Here is a 21,537-nt window from a genome sequence, read left to right as displayed (position 1 = left end):
AACTTTTCACTGTCCAGTATAGATGTATTCCATCTTACGTTTGGCCTATGACGCTCCGCGAATAATATCATCACGTCAACTGCCTACGCGCCGGCAGTCGTCCGGTTTTGGTCGACCTGACTCAGAAACAATGCGGCCCGTTGAATATATTCCTTGGGATGGGCCCGGTACAATAGCTCGTGCTGGCCGCCGGGAACGATCCAGGTGCGGGAGAGCGGGTTCGATTGCCTGCTCCCGATCTGCTCGGCCGTCTGGTAAGGCGCCTTGGCGTCCTCCGTTCCATGGATGACATAAATCGGCATGTCGTAGGTTTTGTTCATAATTTGTCCGGATGGAATCCGGTTGACGGTCGTTCCGGTCCATAACGGAAGCATCGCTTCAATCAATAGCTTGGACGGAAATTTCGGCAAGTTGACAAATTGGGTTACATTGGAAAAAAGCGTATCCGAACTGGGCAGAAACAGGCTGTCCAATATCATCGCGTCGATCTGGTCCGTATAAAGCGCCGCCTGCAACGCGGTGCCCGCCCCCATCGAAAATCCCCATACGATGATGTCCTCGGCTCCCCGCGACTTCGCATAGTCGACGGAGGCGAGCAATTGCTGGGATTCTTCCCATCCGCCGGTTGCCGGCGCCCGGTATTGCTCGGAAGCGTAGCCGTAATCGAACATCAAAATGTTATAGTTCAGCCGATGCAGCAGTTCGGCGAGGTCGTACATCGGCACCCATGTTTCTTCCCGATTGGCGCCATAGCCATGGCTGAAGACGATGGTCCGGCGCGATTCGGACAGCGCACCGTCCCGGTCGGCCGCCGGAATGAACCAGGCGCTTACGGTCGTGCGGCCGCTGCGGCTCGGAAACGTGACGTTCTCGTAATCGAGACCTTTGGCGGTTTTCGGATCGGAGCCGAGCGAAGCGACGTAAGGATAGGCCAGCAGCCAGGCAACATAGGCGTGAAAGGCGAGAACGGTCAACAGCACCAGGGCGAGAGTTGCGGAAATAAAAGCGATCAGGACGTTTTTGCGGCGAATGCTTCTGCCGACAACCGCATAATCCGGGTTCGGCATTTCGGGTGGCTGGGGAAGCGGCAGCAGTTCCGGAGAGAATCTGCCATCCAACGGCGCGATGCTTGTGCTCATGATGACTCCTCCCCTCTATATTGAAAGCGCTTCATAATAGCTGGTACTTCTATCGTATGTCCCAAGGACCGGTTTTGTCAATTCATGACGACACATTGTTAGACAGTTGTAATCTTGATGTAACATAGGACGATTGACCGAATGTTGCAAAGGGAATATAGCGCCGATCGCTTTACGATCGGTCTGTGGTGAGGTATACTGAGTGTAACTCGGTTTCATTCTATGAAACGAACAGAGCGTGAACGACCGACCGACAAAGGAGGTACGGAGATGGAAGAAGGCAAATCGACGGTGCGCGCCGTGGAACGGGCGCTGGACATTCTGCTGTGCTTTACGACGGACAACGAGTGGGGAATGGCTGAAATCGCCGAGCGCGTCGGCCTCCACAAGAGCACGGTGCATCGCATGCTGGCAACGCTGGAAAACCGGGGATTTGTGGAAAGGGACAGAGTAACCGACCGCTACAGGCTCGGCATTAAAATATGGGAGCTGTCCGCCATGCTGTCACGGTCCGACGATCCCGCCGTCATATGGCTTCCGGAAATGGAACGGCTGCGCGACTTGCTCGGCGAGACGGTCAGCCTCTATGTGCGTGACGGCATGGAGCGAATTCGCATTCAGGCGGTGCAGAGCAATCAGGCGGTGCGCCGGGTCGCTCCCGTAGGCGCGAGGCTGCCGCTGTACGTTGGCGCATCCAGCAAAGTGCTGAACGCATATGCCGATCCTGCCGAGCTGGAAGCGATCATGAGCGCCGACTCGTGGCCGGCGTCGATCGACCGGAACCAGTACCTGCAGCAGCTGGCCGACATCCGGGAGGCCGGTTACGCAACGAGCGTCGAGGAGCGGGAAGCGGGCGTCGCAGCGGTCTCCGCACCGATCTTCGACCGGACGGGCAAGCTTGTCGCGGCATTGTCGGTTTCGGGACCGGCGAGCCGGTTGACGATGGAGAAAATGCGGGAGCATGCCCCGCTTATTATGGAAACGGCCGGACGGATGGGCACGATGACGCTGTAGCTGTGACTGCGCGGCGGCGGCGAGGGAGTGCCGGCCGTCTTTGCTTTTTTTCGCTTCGCGTTCGAAACGCTCTGCAAGCTTCCCGCATATTTCCTGGCGGGCGGCTTATACTATTTATAGAAACGGCGGCTGTCCGCAAGTTGATCTTGAAGCATCGGTGTTACAGATTGAACGGAACCCCGAAATGGCAGTAGTATTCCTCTAACGATAAAGTATACTATGTATATAGGAATTTAAGGGGATGATAGCCACGGAAAATAATTTGATTCAGGCGATCGAGAGCAACTGGATTAGTCTGCTCCTGTCGATTGCCGTAATTGCGCTGCTTTATTGGCTGGCGCGCCGCCGCGTAAGCTTCGGCTACCGCGTGCTGCTCGCGCTCGGCCTCGGCCTTGCGGTCGGCATTGCGCTGAATGCGTTCAAGATCGACGCGACAAGCATCGGAACGATCGGTTCGATCTATGTCAACCTGATCAAAATGCTTGTCATGCCGCTCGTCGCAGTGCTGGTCATTACGAGCATCTCGTCCATATCGAGTCTCGGCCACTTGCGCAAAATCGGTGTGAAGACGATCTCGCTCTTTCTCGTTACGACCGGCATAGCCGCATTGATCGGCCTTCTCGTTGCGCTGGCGCTTTCTCCCGGCGCAGGCATCGAACAGTCGGCTCCGGAGGATTTCCAGGCGCGCGAAATCCCGACGTTTTCCCAGGTCATACTCGATCTGACGCCGTCCAACCCGATTAACGACATGGCACAGGGAAAGGTCGTTCCGGTCTTGATTTTCGCGATCTTCATCGCGGTCGCTCTCGTCCACTTGAATAGCCGGAAGCCGGAGGCGGCGGAACCGGTGAAGAAATTCGTCGATTCGTTCGCTCAAGTGATGCATCAGGTCACCAAATATATTATCCGGCTTACGCCTTACGGGGTATATGCCCTGATCGGCGCCATGGCGGCCCGATACGGAGCGGAGACGCTCAAGCCGCTCATCGGCGTCATTATTGCCACGTACGTGGCGCTCCTGATTCATTTCGTCCTGACGTTCGGCGGTCTGGTTACATTCGCGGCGCGTGTAAATCCGATCAAATTTTTGCGGAAGGCGTACCCGACGATTGCCGTCGCCTTTACGACGCGCAGCAGCTATGCGACGCTGCCGGTTAATCTGGAGGTGCTCACCAAACGGCTGCGCGTCTCGCCGCGTATTGCCAGCTTCGTCGCTCCGCTCGGCGCGACGATGAACATGAACGGCTGCGGCGGCGTCTGGCCGGCGATTGTGGCCATCTTCGTCGCCGAGGTGTACAACGTGCCGCTCGGCATCTCCGACTACATTCTGATCGTACTCGTGAGCATGATTTCGTCGATCGGCGTCGCCGGCGTGCCGGGACCGGCCTCGATTTCCACGACCGTCGTGCTGACGGCGCTCGGCCTTCCGCTTGACGGACTCGGCCTGGTACTGGCCATCGACGCGATCGTCGATATGGGCCGCACCGCTGTCAACGCGACGGGCACGACGGTAACGACGCTGCTCGTGGCGGCGTCCGAGGGCGAATTCGATCGCGAATCGTTCGATCGGAACGAGGAAGACCCGCTCGAGTTGAATACGGCCTAGAATGCGGCAGAGCCCCGCGCGACCGATGCGTCGCGGCGGGGCTCTCGCTGTCCGGGCAGCAAGACGGGCGGCATGTTCGGCCGCCGGTTGCAGCGCCCGTCTCAAGTCCGCGACGGCCGAACATGAAGAAAGGACCTCCCGTTTGCACGGGAAGTCCTTTTTTCTGCATTCGATGAAATGCCCGGATATTACGCGTTGTTGGCAATCATTTGGCGAAGCACCGTTTGCAGGATGCCGCCGTTGCGATAGTAATCGACGTCGACCATCGAGTCGAGACGGACGGTGGCCGGGAATTCGAACGTCGAGCCGTCTTCGCGGGTGGCGACGACGCGTACGGTTTGACCCGGTTGAACGTTGTTGTCCAGACCGATAATGTCGAACGTTTCGCGGCCGGTAATGCCGAGCGATTTCCAGCTTTGACCGGACTGGAATTGCAGCGGCAGAACGCCCATGCCGACCAGGTTGGAGCGGTGAATCCGCTCGAAGCTTTCGGCCAGAACCGCTTTGACGCCGAGCAGATACGTGCCTTTCGCCGCCCAGTCGCGGGAGCTGCCGGTACCGTATTCTTTGCCGGCGATGACGATCAGGTTGCGGCCGTCTTGTTGATATTTCATCGACGCGTCGTAAATCGACATCACTTCGCCTGTCGGCAGGTAAGTCGTAACGCCGCCTTCCGTTCCCGGCGCAACCTGGTTGCGGATGCGGATATTGGCGAACGTGCCGCGCATCATGACGTGATGGTTGCCCCTGCGGGAACCGTAGGAGTTGAAGTCTTTGCGGTCAACGCCGTGTTCGATCAAATATTTTCCGGCCGGGCTATCCACTTTGATGTTGCCGGCGGGCGAAATATGGTCCGTCGTCACGGAATCGCCGAGCAGCGCCAGTACGTTGGCCGCCTTGATGTCGGCAATATCGCCGACTTCGTCGCCGAGGTTCTCGAAGAACGGCGGGTTGGCGATATAGGTGGACTTTTCGTCCCACTCGTACAATTCGCCTTCCGGCACCGGAATCGCATTCCAGCGCTCGTTCTGCGTGAAGACGTTGGCGTATTTCTCGCGGAACATTTCCGGGCTCATTGCCGCGGAGATCGCTTGGCTGATCTCTTCCGACGACGGCCAGATATCTTTCAGGTAGACCGGCTCGTTGTTGTTGTCGTAGCCGATCGGATCTTTTGTCAGATCGATGTTGACCGTACCGGCGAGCGCGTAGGCGACGACAAGCGGCGGCGAAGCCAGATAGTTGGCTTTGACCTGCGCGTGCACGCGGCCTTCAAAGTTCCGGTTGCCGGAGAGAACGGCAGCGACGGTCATGTCGTTGTCGGCGATCGCCTGGCTTACTTCGTCCGGCAGCGGGCCGGAGTTGCCGATACAGGTCGCGCAGCCGTAGCCGGCGACGTGGAAGCCGAGCGCCTCGAGCGGTTCAATCAGATTCGCTTTCTTCAAATATTCGGTAACGACAAGCGATCCCGGCGTCAGCGAGCTCTTGACATAGGCAGGCTTCTTCAATCCGCGTTCGACCGCTTTCTTGGCGACGAGACCCGCGCCCAGCATGACGCTCGGGTTGGACGTGTTCGTACAGCTTGTAATCGCGGCGATCACGACGGCGCCGGTGCCGATCTTGCTCACTTGACCGTCCGGATGCTTGACTTCGACAACCTCTGCGATTTTCTCTTCGGACAGGCCGTAGCCGCCTTTGTCGATCGGCGTACGGATAATGTCGTTAAACGATTCCTTCATGCTCGACAGCTCGACCCGGTCTTGCGGACGCTTCGGACCGGCGAGCGACGGCACGACGGTGGACAGGTCCAGCTCGATCGTATCGGAGAACACCGGATCGGCCAGATCGTCCGTGCGGAACATGCCTTGCGCTTTGTAGTAAGCTTCCACCAGCTGGATTTGCTCTTCCGAACGGCCGGTGCTGCGCAGGTAGTTGAGCGACTCGTTGTCGACCGGGAAGAAGCCGATCGTCGCACCGTATTCCGGCGCCATGTTCGCGACGGTCGCGCGGTCAGCCAGGCTGATGTTGGAAAGTCCGGGGCCGTAGAACTCCACGAATTTGCCGACAACGCCTTTCTTCCGCAGCATTTGCGTGACGGTCAGCGCCAGGTCGGTAGCGGTCGCGCCTTCGGCCAGTTTGCCCGTAAGCTTGAAGCCGATAACTTCCGGCATGACGAAGTAGAGCGGCTGTCCCAGCATGCCGGCTTCCGCCTCGATGCCGCCGACGCCCCAGCCAACGACGCCGAGACCGTTAATCATCGTTGTGTGCGAGTCGGTGCCGACGAGCGAATCGGGATAGACGATCGTCTCGCCGTCCACCGTCTTCGTCGCCGCGACGGATGCGAGGTACTCCAGGTTGACCTGGTGCACGATGCCGGTCCCCGGAGGAACGGCGCGGAAGTTGTCGAATGCGGTCTGCGCCCAGCGCAGGAAACGGTACCGTTCTTCGTTGCGCTCGAATTCGACCTTCATGTTGTAATCGAGCGCTTCCTTGGAGCCGAAAGCGTCGACCATGACGGAGTGGTCGATGACGAGATCGACAGGAACGAGCGGATTAATCCGCTTCGGATCGCCGCCGGCTTTTTTCACGGTATCGCGCATGGCCGCCAGATCGACGACGACCGGAACGCCGGTGAAGTCCTGCAGGACGATGCGGGCGGGAATGAACGGAATTTCCTTGTCTTCGCGGCCATTCGCCCAGTTGGCCAGCTGTTTTACGTGCTCGAGGGTAATGGCGCGTCCGTCGAACTGGCGGACTGCGGCTTCAAGCAGCACTTTAATGGAGAACGGAAGCTTCGAGACGTCTCCAAGTCCTTGCTCTTCCAGACCCTGCAGCCGGTAGTAGACGTATGATTTACCGCCGGCATTGAGCGACGTACGGACGGAGAATTGATCTTGTTTGGACATGAAAAGTTCCTCCTTGTCGCTGAAGTTGCGATTCCCGAAACAGTTTCACCAAATGAAACTCAATTTCAAAATCGCTTCTACCTATAGTATAGCGTCTTTCATATGGTTCCGTAAAGAGCGGTGTTGGCCTTGATCTCCAAAATCGTGCCGCTTCTTAACAGTTTTGACGAGACGGCAAATATTGAAACGAACGCCGGACGCACGATTTTGCGGGCTGCCACATGAAACGGCCGGAACGGTCATATAATGAACCAGTTCAGCCCACCACATGTTTCCATTTGAGGAGGAATTGGCATGCCTCGTACCGGAAGCCGCGGAGGCCAACGCAGCCTGCCGTCCCGCTCGGCGCAGCCGGAGCCGGCGGGCTGGAAAGAGGCCGTGCGCGAATATGTCAGGCAGTATAATCAAGGAGAGATCGACCAGCATGTCGCGGTGTTCGACGGCATCATGTCGGATCACGACCACCGGTACAGACTGGATGACAGGCTGCGCCGGTTGCGCGACCGTGAATTGCTGCGCGGCGCCCTGCCCGCGGCAAGCAGCACGAAGACGGAAGTGTTGCGCGTACAGGAATCGCCGGGAGAAGTGTCCGTCCTCGTCGGATTGCATATCAAGCGAACGATCGAACAACGCGGTCGTGAATATACAGAGGAACGGTGCGAGCGCGAGCGGCTGTGGCTCAGCGAAGATTCCGGACGCTGGATCGTGACCCGGGTCGAGCCGTGGATCGGCGAGCGCCGCCCGCGATACGGTCCGGGCTCTGCGGATATGATCACCGATCCGGCTTTCGGAGATACGGAAGAAAGCTACCGCGGATCGTTCCGCCCGCTGCCGGCTCCTTACCTGAATTACGATCTGCTGCCGTCGATGAAGCGCCGGCGCGCGACGAAATATCGGCGGGATCTCGCCGCCGCCTACGCCGACCGCTGGTGGAATGAGCCGAATCCGGCTTTCGAAGCTTTCGCCGTCAACTGTACGAACTACGTCTCCCAGTGCATCTTTGCAGGCAACGCGCCAATGAACTATACTGGTAGGAGGGAAAGCGGCTGGTGGTACAAGGGCCGCGTCGGCGGTCGTGAGAACTGGAGTTTCAGCTGGGCGGTCTCTCATGCGCTGCATGATTATTTGAGCCGTCCGGGCACGAATGGCATGCGCGCCGTTCCGCTCGCTTCGGCGGCGGAGCTGAAACTCGGCGACGTCATTATATACGATTGGAACGGCGACGGACGCTATCAGCACACGACGATCGTGACCGCGTTCGATGCCGACGGCATGCCGCTCGTCAATGCAAATACGGTGTCCAGCCGCCACCGGTATTGGGATTATCAGGATTCCTATGCATGGACAGAGCAGACCCGGTACCGTTTTTTTCACATTGCCGACGAATTTTAGTATGTCCGGCACATGAAGGCTGCATGAGATAGGCAAATTATAACGTAACCGGAGGATCAGTTATGGGGAAGAAGGTTCGCGTAGCACTTGTGTACGGGGGAAAATCGGGAGAGCATGACGTATCCCTGCAGACCGCGCTGGCGGTCATGTCGGCGTTCGATTACGATAAATACGAAATCAAACCATTTTATATTACGAACGACGGTGAATGGCGGACGGGCAAGACGTTGCTCGCTCCGCCCGACGATGTGGCCAAGCTGCGCTTCGCTCCCGATGAAACCGGGGAAAATGCGCTGACGCCGGTATTGAGAGGGCTCAGCCCGGCCGCTGCGGGAGAGGAAGCTCCGATCGACGTCGTCTTTCCGCTTCTGCACGGCACATACGGAGAAGACGGCACGATTCAGGGCATGCTGGAAATGGCGAACATTCCGTACGTCGGTGCCGGCGTCCTGGCGTCGGCCGTCGGCATGGACAAAGTTATTATGAAAAAACTGTTTGCGCAGGAAGGTTTGCCCCAATGCGTATACCGTTACTTTAACCGGACCCAGTGGGAGAAAGACCCTGCCTATTTCATCATGGAAGTGGAAGTGTCGCTCGGTTACCCGTGCTTTGTCAAACCGGCCAATCTCGGATCGAGCGTCGGCGTCTCGAAGGCGAAAAACCGCGAAGAGCTTATTGCGGCGATCGACCTGGCATTCAGCTATGACCGGAAAGTAATCGTCGAAGAATTCGTCGACGCCCGCGAGATCGAAGTCAGCGTGCTTGGCAATGACGAGCCGAAAGCGTCCGTACCCGGGGAGATCAAATCGTCGAACGATTTCTACGATTACAAGGCGAAATATATTGACGGCAAATCGGTTATGGAAATACCGGCCGATCTGCCTTACGAGACGGCGGAAGCGGCACGCGAAATGGCGATCCGCGCGTTTCAGGCGATCGACGGCTCGGGCCTGTCGCGCGTCGACTTCTTCCTCCGCAAGGCGGACGGCGCGCTGCTCGTCAATGAAGTGAACACGATGCCGGGCTTTACGCCGTACAGCATGTATCCGCTGTTGTGGAAGGAAAGCGGGTTGTCCTACCGCGAGCTGCTGGACGCATTGATCGAGCTGGCCATCGAGCGGCATGCCGAGAAGCAGCGGCTCGATTTCGGCTCCGGGGTGCCCAAATCTTAACGAGGGGAGTGGCGATTCGTGGGATTCGCAACCGAATTCAATTCCGTATGCAAATTCAAGTCGGAGCAGGAGTTGTACGAGCTGCTGGAGTACGGACGCGGAAAAATGGTCAAGAGCGGATTCCGCGTCTATCCGACCGGTCAGAAGGTGTTCGCTTATACGCCGGAGAACAAAGCGATCGCGATCGTCCGCATCCTGGCCTCTATCGCCGAAATCAATTTTCAGGGCGAAGAGGTGACGGAAGTGGAGATGGAGCTTGTCCGCAAGTTAACCGAGGAAGAGTCCCGCGTTCTGACCGCGCTGGCGGACGAAATGTTTTTCGGGGAACGCCGGTAGCCGGAAGCCCGGATGAAGCGGGCCGGCCGAAGCGGACAAGCTTGCATTGCACCGCGGAATCATGTACGTTGTAATGGAATGTAATTCTTTTTCCTGTAGGGGATAAGGAGGATACCGAACGAATGAGCGGATTGCTGGAAGGGAAAAAAATATTGGTAATGGGAGTGGCCAACGACCGGAGCATCGCATGGGCGATTGCGCAGTCGCTTGCCGCTCAAGGCGCGCAGCTGGCATTTACATATGAAAGCGAACGGGTAATGGAACGGGTGAAGAAGCTGGCCGATACGATTCCCGGCTCGATCGTCCTGCCGTGCAATGTCACCGTCGACGCCGAAATCGACGAGCTTGCAGTGCAATTGAAAGAGCATTTCGGCGTTCTTCACGGCCTCGCCCATTGCATCGCATTCGCCAAGACGGAAGAGCTGGAAGGGTTGTTCGTCGATACTTCCCGCGACGGCTTCGCGCTGGCCCACGATATTAGCGCCTACTCGCTGACGGCCGTCGCCCGGCGGATGTATCCGCTGATGACGGAAGGCGGCAGCATCGTCACGATGACCTATTTGGGCGCCGAACGGGCGATGCGCAACTACAACGTCATGGGTGTGGCGAAGGCGGCGCTGGAGGCGTCGGTCCGATATCTCGCGAACGATCTCGGCCAATACAACATTCGCGTGAACGCGATCTCGGCGGGCCCGATCCGGACGCTGGCGGCGAAAGGCATACGCGACTTCAACTCCATTCTGCGGCAGGTCGAGGAAAAGGCGCCGCTGCGCCGCACGACGGAAGCGGCCGAAGTGGGCGACACGGCAACGTTCCTGATGAGCCACTGGTCCCGGGGCATTACCGGCGAAGTCATCTACGTCGACAACGGCTACAATATCGTCGGCGTATAACCGTCTGTCATGATGAAGGACATCGGACACCGGCCGGAGCTTGCTCCGGGCCGGTGTCTGCTTGGCCGGACTATGTTTTGATAGAGGAATGGAGGGAATTGACGTGCTCGAATGGGGGCTGCTTGTCGCGCTCGGATTCGTGGCGGCTGCCTTCGGAAGTATCGTCGGGCTGGGGGGCGGCATTATTATCGTCCCTTCGCTCGTATTGCTGGGACCTGCGTTGACGGGAGAGGCGATCGGCCATCCGACCGCTGTCGGCACATCGCTGGCGGTGCTGATCGTGACCGCGCTGGCTTCGACGCTGGCTTACGCCAAACGGCGCAAGGTCGATTTTCGCAGCGGCTGGCTGCTGTTCGCGGCGAGCGGCCCTTCCGCCATGATCGGCTCGGCGCTGACGGCCCAGCTGCGGAACGGGACGTTCCAGCTCGTCTTCGGCTGCTTCATGCTGCTGATGGCGGCGCTTCTTGTCGCCCGCGATTATATCCGGCCGATCCGGCGGCAGTGGCCCGTGCGGCGCACGATCGCCGAGGCGGACGGGACGGCGTACACGTACGGCTACGCCGTCGTTCCGATGCTCGCGGTCGGCTGTGCCGTCGGGGCTGTTTCCGGACTGTTCGGGATCGGCGGCGGGTCGCTGTTCGTGCCGGTCATGGTGCTGCTGTTCGGGTTCCCGCCTCATATCGCGACGGCCACATCGATGTTCGTCATTTTTCTGTCTTCCATTACGGGCAGCGCCGTTCACGCCTGGCTCGGAGAGATCGATTACCTGCTTGCGGCGGCGCTTCTCCCGGGCGCCTGGATCGGGGGCAGGCTGGGCGCCTACATCGCGGGACGGATGTCGGGCAAAGGGCTGCTGTGGCTGCTCCGCCTGACGCTGATTGCGCTGGCGGCGCAAATGATCGTCGAAGGTGCGGCGGCAAAATGAACCGATCGAGGATAAGATTGGGCGAAACTATCGCGAACTGCCGGCGTATAGTAGAGTTAAGCGAAAATAAGAAGAGAGTTGAGTGATGGATCGTGAATGAGCAGCGGAACGATTCTGTCGTCGGCGGCAAAAGCTTTACCGCCGTGGCCATCAATTGTGCGTCCAAAGCGGGAGAATGGATTAAAACCAAACTGGGCAATTACGCCAGTCTGGATATGAAATATTCGTCGCATGACCTTGTCACCGAAGTGGACAAGGGTTCGGAGAAACTGATTCGCAAGCTGATTTTGACTTATTTTCCGGATCATTCGTTTCTTGGGGAAGAAGGGGTCGAGCCCGGGCCGGAAGCGTCGGCGCAAGCGCTGCGCAATGCGAGAGACGCGGAATATTTGTGGATTGTCGATCCGATCGACGGAACGACAAACTTTGTGCACGGTTTTCCGTATTTCGCCGTTTCGATTGCGCTTGCGCACAAGGGCGAAGTCATCGTCGGGGTGGTCTATGACCCGTCGAAGGACGAGCTGTTTATCGCCGAGAAGGGCAAAGGCGCCTATGTTCGCGGCCGCCGCATGCAGGTATCCGGCGAAGACCGGCTGTCCGACAGCTTGATCGCCACCGGTTTTCCGGCGGACGACAGCTATGCGCTGCCGCTTAATATGAAGGGGCTTGCGGCCGTCGTGCCGAAGGCGCGCAATGTTCGGATAGCGGGCTCGGCAGCGCTGCATATGGCGTATGTGGCGGCAGGCCGGCTAAGCGGTTTTTGGGAAATCGGGCTGAACTGCTGGGATCTGGCGGCCGGCGCGCTGCTGGTCCGGGAGTCGGGCGGGCAGATTACGGATACGTCGGGCCGGCCGTTCGACCTTGGCGTCCGCAACGTCGTCGCTTCGAACGGCCTGATTCATGACGAACTGCTCGCGACGCTGAAGTCTGCCGAGGCGATCGGGTAAATGAGGAAGGCTAAAATCCGCTCTTGCGTTGTACAGGCTCCCTGACCGGGAGCTTTTTTTGCATGGCGCCGAACTGTATTCAAGTATCGGTTTACGAACGCTTCGCCCGCGATCTTCGGTCGCTCGGATGTGACTCGGATGTATCTCGGATGTATCTCGGATGTGACTCGGATGCCTCCGCAGCCAACAAGCAAGCAGTTGTTTCCCGGAGGCAACATTTTGCTGTTCACGCAACATATAAATGGTGGTATGATGTAAATATCGGCAGGGAAATTTTTTTAGGACTAAAGTTTCCCTTGGCCAAAAGTGTGTCCCCGAGCCAATGAATCATGTTCACGATAAAGGAGGTTTTCGGCGATGAGTTCATCCCCGCTTGTATCGTTAATGGATGCAGCGACGGGCCAGCGCATTCGACTGGCAAGCATACAGGTGCAAGGCGTGCTTCGCCGAAGGCTGCTTGATCTCGGATTCGTCCCCGGAGCCGTCATCGAAGTGCTGCAGGCAAGTCCTCTTGGCGATCCGGTCGCGTACCGGGTGAACAATACGACGATCGCCCTCCGCCGGGAGGAGAGGGAACGAATTTTCGGTGAAATATGCAAGGAGGATGGAGAATGAGCACGTATCGCGTTGCGCTGATCGGCAATCCGAATACCGGCAAGAGCACATTGTTCAACGCGCTGACAGGGCTGCGCCAGCATACGGGCAACTGGGCGGGCAAAACGGTTGTCCGCGCCGAAGGCGAATATGAGTATAACGGCCATACTTACAACGTCATCGATCTTCCCGGAACGTATTCGTTATTTTCCAACTCGGTCGACGAGGAAGTGGCCCGGGACTATATCGTTCTGGACCGGCCCGACGTTACGGTCATCGTACTGGATGCGACGGCTATGGAACGGAACATGAATCTGGCGCTGCAAGTGCTGGAGATGACATCGCGTGCGGTCGTTTGTCTCAATTTGATCGACGAGGCAGGCAAGCTCGGCATCGAAATTCGCGAGCAATTGCTGGCCGAGAAGCTGGGCGTACCTGTCGTCAAAATTTCAGCGCGAAACAAACAGGGCATACCGGAGCTGCTCCGGCAAATCGAGAACGTGGCGGAGCGGCGGATCGTACCGAAGCCCGTGCAGGTGAAGTACAGCGAGGAGATCGAGCGCCGCATTCAGGAGCTGGAACCGGAGGTCCGCCGTCTGATCGGGGACGATTACCCGGCACGCTGGATTGCGCTGCGCCTGCTTGACGGCGACGACAGCATCATCGCGGCGCTTGAGCGGCGCCTTGGGGCAAACGCTTCGCAGACGAAGGAGATGATCGCCGATGGGCTTTCCTGCGCACACTGACGGCGCCGCGCTCCGGTCGCTGATGCAGAAGATCGATAAAGGCGAGCAAACCGGCATCCGCGATCAGATCGTCGTTGACCTTTACCGGAAAGCTCACGAACTGTGCGCGGATACCGTCACCTATAAAGACCGCAAAAAACTGATGGAAACGTACAAGCTTGACCGAATCCTGACATCGCGGGTATGGGGCTTTCCGATTATGCTGGCGATGCTCGGCGTCGTCTTTTGGCTTACCATCGCCGGGGCGAACGTGCCCTCCTCGATGCTGGCCGGCTTTTTCGGCCGGATCGAAGGCTATTTGACCGCGGCCTTTCAGGCGTTGCACGCCCCCGACTGGCTGCACGGCATTCTGGTGCTCGGCCTTTACCGGGGCACCTCATGGGTCGTCAGCGTCATGCTGCCGCCGATGGCCATCTTTTTTCCGATCTTTGCGCTTCTGGAAAATTTCGGGTACTTGCCGCGGGTTGCCTTTAACATGGATCGGCTGTTCAAAAAATCCGGCGGCCACGGCAAACAGGCATTGACGATGTCGATGGGGTTCGGCTGCAATGCGGCGGCGATTATGTCGACCCGAATCATCGAATCGCCACGCGAACGGATGCTGGCGATTCTGACGAACAATTTCGTCCCATGCAACGGACGGTGGCCGACGCTGATTCTGCTTGCCTCGCTGTTCATGGCGGCCGGCGTCGCAAGCCAATTCCAGATGCTGGCCACTTCGGCGATACTGATGGGCATCGTCCTGTTCGGCATCGTCGTGACGCTGTCCGTATCGTGGGCGCTGTCCCGGACGGCGCTGCGCGGCGTGCCGACGCATTATACGCTGGAGCTGCCGCCATACCGGCGTCCGCAGGTGCTGAAGACGATTTTGATCGCTTCTCGCGACAAATCCTGGATGGTGTTGAGACGGGCGGTCGCCGTCGCTGCGCCGGCGGGCATCATAACCTGGGTGCTCGGCAACGTCATCGTCGGAGACGCGAGCGTACTCGACCACGCCGCGGCCTTCTTCGATCCGTTCGCCCGATTGCTCGGTCTGGACGGGTTTATTCTGATGGCGTTCATTCTCGGGCTTCCGGCCAACGAAATCGTGCTGCCGATTCTGCTGATGGGCTACCTGTCTTCCGGCGCCATGGTCGATGTGGAGGGCATCTCCGGCATTAAGGACATTTTTCTGAGCCATGGCTGGACCTGGCTTACGGCGCTCAATATGATGCTCTTTTCCCTGCTTCATTACCCGTGCGGCACGACGCTGATCAATATTTACAAGGAAACGCGCAGCTTGAAGTGGACGCTCGTAGCGGCGCTGCTGCCGACCGGCATTGCGGTCGGGGTAACGTTCCTGATTGCGCAATTCGTCCGGGCGATGGGTTGGGTGTAATGATGCAAAAAACCGGCAGAAAGGAAGAAATTCCGAAGCTGCCGGTTTTTTTGGTGCTGGCGGCGCGGTGGGGGGGATGGCGCGCAGGAATAGATCCGTGGAAACGGGTACGCACCCGACTCCGCGAACTTCGGGCACTTGGCGTGCCCCACTGGGCAGCCTGGATGATGGCAAACTCACGTCGAGAACCTTGGGAAATGTCCCGAAACACAAACAATGCCCTTCCGACTTCCTATTGGGAAGGGGAAGGGCTGAAAAGTTTGCTTTCTCGTTACTTTCGTCAACCTTTGGGAACCGCCTAGTGCGGAACCGCATGCTAGGTGGTGTGAGCGGACGAGGGCTAAAGGTGGCTAGCCGCCCCCTCCGACTCGATTTTCCGTGTATGATGGATCTTTGAAAAAGAAAAAAACATACGAACGAATGTTTTTGACAACATGTTGTCAAATTATGGTGATATAATGCAGGTAATGAAACTTTTTGTTGAGGATGATCAAATGGCAGTAGATCAATTCTGAGATGGCTGAAAATCTTAACGGCCTTGCAGGCCAGACCGGGCATCTCCATTGAAGAGTTGGCATCCAAATGCTATGTAAGCACCAGAACCATCTATCGTGACATGGATCGATTGGCTACGATCGTGCCCATTCATGCAGATGGAAATGGAAAAGATTACAAATTTTCAGGGAATTTCTTTCTGTATCCCTTGGCTTTAACGGATGATGAGGCGGTTGGTCTTACTGTCGTATCTTCGATTATTGACGAGGACAAGCTGCCCCAAGGATTTGCTTCCGCATATGACAAAATCATGGCTACCCACAACCCTGGATGAAAAACACGGAAGATGGCGGATTGTTATTCCAGGTCACGGTGAACAACGAGGATGAATTCATCCGCTGGTTGCTTCAGTACGGAGAGGACGCCGAGATTCTCACCCCTGTTACTGCACGGAATGCGATGAAGGAGAAGCTGAGGCGCTGGGGGAGAGTGTATGGCAGGTCGGACGAGGGAAAAAAAGAAAGCAGGTGATTATGTGAATTTAACAATCCAGTTTTACGCAGACAAGCTGCCGACTGCTTATAGGCTAATGATGGTCAGCATTATAAAACAGTGTTTGCGTATCGCGGATGACAGCACTTATAAAAAGTATTACGAATACAATCGCCCTAAACCGTTTGTGTTTTCCGTTTTCTTGCAGGATTACAAATTCGGCGCTTCCGAAATCTTGTTGTCCGGTTTTCGATTAAATTTGTCTTCCTCCGACTATGATTTTATCGTTCCCTTTTTGAATGGCTTGCAGCGTACGACTCAATTTCAATATAAGGGTTATTCAGTGCGGCGCGGCCTAATCCGGTACGGGCGAGAAGTTCGGATTCGGTCATCGAGAATCATCGTTACAACCAATAGTCCGATTCTGGTTGAGGACGAGAATCACACTCCGTTGGAACCAGGCAGTGAAACATATAACGCTCATTTGAACAGGATTGCCGATCGAATATCGGTATCCTTGCGTGGAAGGGCGCTTGACCGAGAACTTCGAATGGAACCGATTTCGGTCAAAAAGGCGGTCATTAAAGAAAAAAATGAAGCATTTACGCAAGCGGCAGACGTGGGTAAAACGTCCGGCGAGTATCTGTTTTTCACCGCTTACAAAGGGAAGTTTCTTCTGGAAGGCCATCCGCAAGATTTGCAGTGGCTCCTGGAGACCGGCATCGGGCTTCGAAGCAGCCAGGGCTTCGGCCATATCCAACTTGAAAGAGAGGTGATGATGCGGAATGAAGCTTAAATTGCATATGGATGATTACGTCACCGCGATCGGCGGAGTCGGTTTGCTTCGTTTGCAGGATTGGGCATGCCGAAATTTTCCGCAATGGCGTGATTTGCGCGATGCGGACAAACCGATTCAGCCAAAACCGGATTATCTTGAAGTCGACTCTTCTGTGGTGGAACACATCCCGGAATGGTACTTCAAATACTTGCTCGAAAAACATTCGGTTTCGGCGCGAGAGCGGGAAAAGCTTAAATCGATTGCGGATTTTCGTTACCAGTCCCAAAAGAATCAGGTTACTCGGTTGAAGGATGCCGTCCATGGTTCTCTGAAAAAGTTGGAAAGTTATTTTCCAGATCATCCTGAAGTTCAATCGTTGCGTCAGTGTCTCGACGAGATCAAGTCGATGGCAGTCGATCAAGCCGCGACCGAACTGGAGCGGTTGCGGGACCGTTATTTGCAAATTCTTTCGACGGATGTGTTCGAAGAAAGATTGACCTTTAATTATGTTCGTTCAGTTATACTTAAAAATTTTTTCGGACAAGCCAGCATGTTGCAAAAGAGCATGAGCGGATTCAATTTGCAGCAGCATATCGATCGTATGACCGTCGACTACATCGAACCGCTGCTACACGATGTCCGGATTCATGAACGGATTCATCGTGGCTTTTCCGATGAACGGCAAAAGGAAGAATTTATTACTCTCTTGCAAAAATCCAAAATCCAACTCCACAATAAATGGGCCAGGGAAATCAAAAAACTGGATGTGCAAGAGATTCCCGCCTACTTGAGCCGACAACTCCGATGCAGTTTCGAGGAGGAATGGTTCGCAACCCAGCAGTTTGAGGAAATGGTCTTTGTTCCGCTCGGCATAAGCGGAGCGATTCCCAATTTCAAATGGAATTTCAAGTATCATCCGACACCGATTTCAAGCTGGATTCGGCTCGTTATGTTTATCGCTCCGGTCGGACTGACCCGATTTACCCGCTTCTACAACGAAGAATTTGAAACCTTCTACAGTTTTATCTTCCGGGATGGCTCTCCGTTATCGATTTATCAGGATAACAATGATTTGGACAATATGGAGCACAATGAATCATTCGACCGGCTCATCCCGAAACTGTTGCAGCGAGAAGAACATAAAGCAAAGGTGGAATTCAGCGCCAACATGCAAATTATCGAATTCTACTCGGATTACGATTCCCGAAAAACCGTCATGAACTACTATCATATTCCGCGCCATATTCTTGCCTATTTCAACAACGAAAATATTAACAGGATGAGTCAATTGTTTGACCGTTCAATTCGGGAGCCGTTTTTGCGTCTTGTGATGGAGAGTATCGACCCGATTCCGTCCATTTGGCATTATTTGCAGAAGGTAATTCGCGGCAAGGGACGTGCGAATGCAGCGTACGCAGCCATTCGCGAGCGGTCAAAAATTCTTTTGATAAAAGGGAAGGGAGTTGTGAACATGCCAGCGGTAGGGGAAATCAAGAAAGCGTCGGGATTGATTTATCACGTATACACGGAGGGCGTCAAAATTCGCACCGGATTGGAACGGCGGGCCAGCCAGCAATCGGAGAGCACGGAATATGTGTCTGGCGGAGGAAAACGAGCGGCGGGAATCGCGCATCGCTTGCTAAATGCGGCGAAGGCCGGCAATAAGCAGCAGTTTCTGGATACCGTCATTCGACTTTATCTGACTGTTGGGGAACCTGTACCCTCGTCATTGCTGAACGTTCTGCATGAAGAAAGGCTCGATTTTGCTTCCTGGTCAGGCGCTTTCATTTCGGGGTTGTTGTCGGACAATCAAGGGGAAGAAGCAGAGCCGGAACAGACGGCAAGCTTTGCTGGAGAATAATCCAATTCAATATTAATTAATATTAGGCGAAAGGAATGGCTATAAACATGGGAAAAACCTTAACATTATCCGTAATCTTTCAAGGCAGTTCCTTGAATTTCGGCGAAGGCACGGCGAATATTTCCGAACTGAAAAAATATCATCGCGGAAACGGCGAAGTGTACACCTTCGCATCGAGACAGAGCATCCGTTATGACATTGTACGTCTGGGCAATGAGTTGTTCGGCTGGAATTTGGATACGGTGGATAAATCAAAAGGCGTGATCCAATTCAAAGAAAATGTGACTATTGCCGAATCGGTGGAAATGGACTTGTTCGGTTATCTGAAAACGGGCAATCCATCGAAGAAACGCGCGGCGGTAGCCCGCTTAAGCCACGCATTGTCACTCGAACCATACAAAGGCGACATGGAGTTTCTCAACAATATGGGACTTGCCGAACGTTTGCCCAAGGAGTCGCCGAACATTGCAAATCTGGAACAGCATCAGAGTTTTTACGCCTATCATTTGAGCGTCGATCTGGACAAAGTGGGCGTCGACGGTGATTTGGTGCTTTCAACGGATGAACGTATTCGGCGGGTGAAACAACTGCTTGATGTGCTTAAAGTATTGAATCGCGACATCAAAGGACGGCGTGAGAATCTGGCTCCTCTTTTCATTGTGGGCGGCGTCTATGACGTATCCAATCCATTCTTCCTGGGACGTTTGCAACTCACAGGAAATTCCAAGGGTTGGTGGCTGCAAATGGAACCTTTGCAGGATGCGCTAAATACCACCTGGAACGAAATATCCGTACGTGATCGTACCCGATTAGGTGTTGTCAGCGGATGGCTTGCCAATGAAGCGATCATTAGGGATCAACTGGGCGATCAATCGGGTAGCGTGGAACAATTTTTCGCTTGGATCGGCAAGGAAGTCGAATCGGCGATCGGGGCGTGAACGCCATGAAGACATTGCGTTTGAAATTGTTCCAAGAGACGGCCTGTTACAAGAAACCGGCCGCTTTCAAAGTAGGGGAGACCTATCCGCTTCCACCGTATGCTACGGTGAAAGGCATGCTGCATCAAGTGTTGCAGGCAGATCGCTATATTCCCATGAAACTGAGCATTCAAGGCAGATACGAGAGCCGTCTTGTCGATTATCAGAAGCATTATTTCTTCAAGAAGAGCAACACGTTGGAGTTTCCGCTGATACTGGACGGATTGGCCTTCGATTATAATACTGCGGATATTACCTCAATGCCGATTTACATGCACATGCTTCTAAATGTTGAATTGGTTATTCACATTCGGGCAGATAAGGAAGTGCTGGACCTTTTGCATCTGGCGTTCACCCGGCAGAATGTAACATACAGCCTCGGTAGATGGGAAGACCTGGTTCGTATCGATGAATGCAAATATGTCGAATGCGCGCGAGACGAAGACAGGGACGATCGGGAAACGATTCTGCCGATTTATATACCGGTCTCCGTGATGAACAGCGCCATTGGCGTACCTTACCGTTTAAACTGGAAATACGAAATTGTGCAAGACATTCGGCAATGGAACAAGATCAAGGTCAGGTATGTCCCGGAAGGGGAATGGCTCGGAGATGCGGAGATCGATTTCGATGAAGACGGCTACCCGGTAGCGATTCCACTAGAAATGGAGGAATGACGGACAAGATGTTGTACGCCAAGTCCAATCCGCAAGAGTCGATTTGGGAGCATACGAGCCGGTTGCTGCAAGGACTAGATACGTTGAGAATCGGCTATGGCGCTCAAATTAACGTTGACGACTCTTTCTGGGAATTATTGCGATTGGCGGTTCATCTTCACGATTTCGGTAAAGCCAACTCGTTGTTTCAGAATAAAATACGCAGACTGTTGGGGGAGCCTGAGCTCCCTTGTCTTTTACCGCCAGAAGATGAAATTCCGCATAATTACGTTTCGATTGCCTTAATTCCTTATTCACAACTGCAGCTTGCCGAAGAAGAATGGAAATTGCTTGTCTATGCGGTCGGATATCATCATGAACGTAATATTGAAGCGGATCGCAAACAAATTCAGCAATACGTCCAACAGACGATACCGCATGAGTTACTCATGGAGTTATTTGCACAGATGCAATGGCCCTACGAACCGGAGAAACCTTCAAATCGACTGCTCGAATGGTTGCGGAAAAGAAAAGAAGCTTCGGACGCTTTAAAATACGATTCTGTCTTGTTTCGCCGATATGTGTTGTTGAAAGGACTCTTGCATCGATTGGATCACGCGGCTTCGGCGCATGTGGAAGTGGAAACGGGAATAGATGAAGATGCTGGACAAAAATCACGCGCATTCGTGGAACGTCGGTATCAACTGCGTCCTGCCCAGCAATTCGCTGTTGCTTCCTCCAACAGACATGCGATTATGGTCGCTTCAACCGGCAGCGGGAAGACCGAAGCGGCGTTGATGTGGGCAGGCTCGGATAAGCTGTTCATGACATTGCCACTGCGTGTCAGCCTGAATGCGATGTATGATCGATTGCGAAATTCCGCCAATGTCGGCCTGCATAGTTTGGGGTTGCTGCATTCGGGCAGTTTTGATTACTTGTTTGACAAAGATGCGCTCGATGCGGAAGAGAGCTATCGCATTTCCCGGCAACTTTCCCACAAAGTGACGTTGACCACCATCGATCAGATTTTAAAATTTCCATTCCTGTATCGCGGATTCGAGAAAGAATTGGCAACGATGGCTTATTCCAAACTGGTGATCGATGAAATTCAAGCCTATGATCCCAATATCGCGGCGATGTTGGTTAAAGCGTTGGAGATGGTGGCGAAGATGGGTGGCAAATTTATGGTGATGACCGCCACGTTACCCCAAATCTATCTTGAAAATCTAAGTA

The 21,537-nt window shown here is 55.1% G+C and carries 20 protein-coding genes and 1 pseudogene; 19 read left to right on the top strand and 2 right to left on the bottom strand.

Annotated elements, in window-relative coordinates; all coding sequences use genetic code 11:
- Nucleotides 1-83 precede the first annotated feature (83 nt).
- Nucleotides 84-1,139, bottom strand: coding sequence for an alpha/beta hydrolase (locus ABEV74_RS22250; RefSeq protein WP_430149702.1), 1,056 nt, complete (start codon nucleotides 1,137-1,139; stop codon nucleotides 84-86).
- 270 nt (nucleotides 1,140-1,409) lie between these two features.
- Between ABEV74_RS22250 and ABEV74_RS22245 the strand changes: the two genes are divergently transcribed.
- Complete coding sequence (locus ABEV74_RS22245) at nucleotides 1,410-2,153, top strand: IclR family transcriptional regulator (RefSeq protein ID WP_062496055.1); 744 nt, start codon at nucleotides 1,410-1,412, stop codon at nucleotides 2,151-2,153.
- 241 nt (nucleotides 2,154-2,394) lie between these two features.
- Nucleotides 2,395-3,759, top strand: coding sequence for a dicarboxylate/amino acid:cation symporter (locus ABEV74_RS22240; protein WP_430149699.1), 1,365 nt, complete (start codon nucleotides 2,395-2,397; stop codon nucleotides 3,757-3,759).
- A 188-nt stretch (nucleotides 3,760-3,947) separates the two neighbouring features.
- Here the strand turns inward: ABEV74_RS22240 and acnA are convergent, their stop codons facing one another.
- Nucleotides 3,948-6,662 (bottom strand): aconitate hydratase AcnA, encoded by a 2,715-nt coding sequence (gene acnA / locus ABEV74_RS22235; protein ID WP_062496051.1) that lies wholly within the window; start codon nucleotides 6,660-6,662, stop codon nucleotides 3,948-3,950.
- 294 nt (nucleotides 6,663-6,956) lie between these two features.
- Here acnA and ABEV74_RS22230 point away from each other — a divergent pair, with 294 nt between their 5' ends.
- The 17 genes and pseudogenes from ABEV74_RS22230 to cas3 all read left to right on the top strand — a co-directional run.
- A complete protein-coding gene (locus tag ABEV74_RS22230; protein WP_430149696.1) occupies nucleotides 6,957-8,054 on the top strand; it encodes an amidase domain-containing protein in 1,098 nt (365 codons plus the stop codon).
- Nucleotides 8,055-8,116: 62 nt separating this feature from the next.
- Nucleotides 8,117-9,226: a D-alanine--D-alanine ligase gene (locus ABEV74_RS22225; RefSeq protein WP_430149693.1), complete on the top strand. Its 1,110-nt coding sequence runs from the start codon at nucleotides 8,117-8,119 to the stop codon at nucleotides 9,224-9,226.
- A gap of 18 nt (nucleotides 9,227-9,244) precedes the next feature.
- Complete coding sequence (locus tag ABEV74_RS22220; protein ID WP_062496046.1) at nucleotides 9,245-9,562, top strand: hypothetical protein; 318 nt, start codon at nucleotides 9,245-9,247, stop codon at nucleotides 9,560-9,562.
- Between the two features lie 122 nt (nucleotides 9,563-9,684).
- Nucleotides 9,685-10,455, top strand: coding sequence for an enoyl-ACP reductase FabI (fabI, locus tag ABEV74_RS22215; protein WP_430149690.1), 771 nt, complete (start codon nucleotides 9,685-9,687; stop codon nucleotides 10,453-10,455).
- A gap of 103 nt (nucleotides 10,456-10,558) precedes the next feature.
- Entirely contained in the window at nucleotides 10,559-11,380 is an 822-nt protein-coding gene (locus ABEV74_RS22210) for a sulfite exporter TauE/SafE family protein (RefSeq protein WP_430149687.1), read from the top strand.
- 92 nt (nucleotides 11,381-11,472) lie between these two features.
- Nucleotides 11,473-12,327 (top strand): inositol monophosphatase family protein, encoded by an 855-nt coding sequence (locus ABEV74_RS22205; RefSeq protein ID WP_062496039.1) that lies wholly within the window; start codon nucleotides 11,473-11,475, stop codon nucleotides 12,325-12,327.
- Between the two features lie 357 nt (nucleotides 12,328-12,684).
- Nucleotides 12,685-12,942, top strand: coding sequence for a FeoA family protein (locus ABEV74_RS22200; RefSeq protein ID WP_062496038.1), 258 nt, complete (start codon nucleotides 12,685-12,687; stop codon nucleotides 12,940-12,942).
- A complete protein-coding gene (locus ABEV74_RS22195; RefSeq protein WP_430149683.1) occupies nucleotides 12,939-13,667 on the top strand; it encodes a FeoB small GTPase domain-containing protein in 729 nt (242 codons plus the stop codon). Before ABEV74_RS22200 ends, ABEV74_RS22195 begins: the two co-directional genes overlap by 4 nt.
- Entirely contained in the window at nucleotides 13,645-15,045 is a 1,401-nt protein-coding gene (locus tag ABEV74_RS22190; RefSeq protein ID WP_430149680.1) for a nucleoside recognition domain-containing protein, read from the top strand. The genes ABEV74_RS22195 and ABEV74_RS22190 overlap by 23 nt, the downstream gene beginning before the upstream one ends.
- Nucleotides 15,046-15,143: 98 nt before the next feature.
- Nucleotides 15,144-15,347: pseudogene (locus tag ABEV74_RS22185) on the top strand (group II intron reverse transcriptase/maturase); the annotation flags it as partial.
- 206 nt (nucleotides 15,348-15,553) lie between these two features.
- The gene (locus ABEV74_RS22180; protein ID WP_430149708.1) at nucleotides 15,554-15,874 is read left to right on the top strand and encodes a helix-turn-helix transcriptional regulator; all 321 of its coding nucleotides are present in this window, start codon (nucleotides 15,554-15,556) and stop codon (nucleotides 15,872-15,874) included.
- Nucleotides 15,871-16,071, top strand: a complete 201-nt coding sequence (locus ABEV74_RS22175; RefSeq protein ID WP_430149677.1) for a WCX domain-containing protein — start codon at nucleotides 15,871-15,873, stop codon at nucleotides 16,069-16,071. The genes ABEV74_RS22180 and ABEV74_RS22175 overlap by 4 nt, the downstream gene beginning before the upstream one ends.
- Nucleotides 16,034-16,828: a CRISPR-associated endoribonuclease Cas6 gene (cas6, locus tag ABEV74_RS22170; protein ID WP_430149674.1), complete on the top strand. Its 795-nt coding sequence runs from the start codon at nucleotides 16,034-16,036 to the stop codon at nucleotides 16,826-16,828. The genes ABEV74_RS22175 and cas6 overlap by 38 nt, the downstream gene beginning before the upstream one ends.
- Nucleotides 16,818-18,671, top strand: coding sequence for a hypothetical protein (locus ABEV74_RS22165; protein ID WP_430149671.1), 1,854 nt, complete (start codon nucleotides 16,818-16,820; stop codon nucleotides 18,669-18,671). Before cas6 ends, ABEV74_RS22165 begins: the two co-directional genes overlap by 11 nt.
- A gap of 47 nt (nucleotides 18,672-18,718) precedes the next feature.
- Nucleotides 18,719-19,609 (top strand): type I-B CRISPR-associated protein Cas7/Cst2/DevR, encoded by an 891-nt coding sequence (cas7i, locus tag ABEV74_RS22160; RefSeq protein WP_430149668.1) that lies wholly within the window; start codon nucleotides 18,719-18,721, stop codon nucleotides 19,607-19,609.
- A gap of 5 nt (nucleotides 19,610-19,614) precedes the next feature.
- Complete coding sequence (gene cas5b, locus ABEV74_RS22155) at nucleotides 19,615-20,325, top strand: type I-B CRISPR-associated protein Cas5b (protein WP_430149705.1); 711 nt, start codon at nucleotides 19,615-19,617, stop codon at nucleotides 20,323-20,325.
- A gap of 8 nt (nucleotides 20,326-20,333) precedes the next feature.
- Nucleotides 20,334-21,537 (top strand): CRISPR-associated helicase Cas3' (gene cas3, locus ABEV74_RS22150; protein ID WP_430149666.1); only part of this gene is annotated, 1,204 nt, incomplete at its 3' end.

Source organism: Paenibacillus cisolokensis (genome assembly GCF_050481165.1).
In the GTDB taxonomy this organism is placed as follows: domain Bacteria; phylum Bacillota; class Bacilli; order Paenibacillales; family Paenibacillaceae; genus Paenibacillus_AH; species Paenibacillus_AH cisolokensis.
This window is presented reverse-complemented; position numbering and strand designations above follow the sequence as displayed.